At 64.4% G+C, this 777-nt stretch carries 1 protein-coding gene; it reads right to left on the reverse strand.

Translation table 11 applies throughout. The features are described 5' to 3' along the window. Window positions 1–777 (reverse strand): ABC transporter substrate-binding protein (locus tag GRC12_RS44810; protein WP_208786136.1); only part of this gene is annotated, 777 nt, incomplete at both ends.

Here is a 777-nt window from a genome sequence, read left to right on the forward strand (position 1 = left end):
GATGGAGTTGGTCTGGGCGTCCTTGGACAGCAGCCAGCTCAGGTAGAGCTTGGCGGCGGCCTTGTGGGGGGCCTTCTTGAGGATGGCGGCGGTCTGCGGCCAGGTGACCCAGGGGCTGTGCCGGGGGATGCTGGTGGTGGACAGTCCGGAGAAGCTGCCGGCGCTGCCGAAGTTGGCGACGTAGCCGTTGGTGCCGACCGTGTCGGCGGCGGCCTGGGTGCCGCGGACGAACTTCGGGTGCTGGGCGAGGAGCTTCTTCAGGTAGCCGAGGCCGTACTTGTCGGTGAGCTGCTTGAAGTAGTAGAGGACGGCGTCGTCGTCGTTGGGGTAGGTGAAGACGAGCTTGTTCTTGAACTCGGGCTTGAGGAAGTCCTTCGCCTCGACGGGGGCGTCGCTGCCGAGTGTCTTGGCGGTGACGTTGGCGAAGCCGAAGAACATGACGCCGGTGTAGTAGCCGTCCTTGTCCTTGATCTGCTGGTAGACCTTGTCCCAGCCGACCGGCTTGTACTTCGCCAGCACGCCTTCCTTCTTCCAGTGCGGGAAGTCGTCGAGGGTCTGCAGCTGGGCGACGTCCGCGACGACGTGGTGCTCGGCGATCTGGTTGTCGATGCGGGCGTCGTGGTACTTGCTGAGGTCCGTGACCATGTTGAACTTGATCTTCGGGAACTTCTTGAGGAAGGCGTCGCGGAGGTAGTCGGCCTGGTAAGGCGTGTCGCCGCCGGCATACACGGTCAGGGTCCCGCCCTCGGCCAGGGCCTGCTGGTACAGCTTCTGCAG

The sequence above is a fragment of the Streptomyces griseorubiginosus genome (genome assembly GCF_017614965.1).
GTDB lineage: Bacteria > Actinomycetota > Actinomycetes > Streptomycetales > Streptomycetaceae > Streptomyces > Streptomyces griseorubiginosus_B.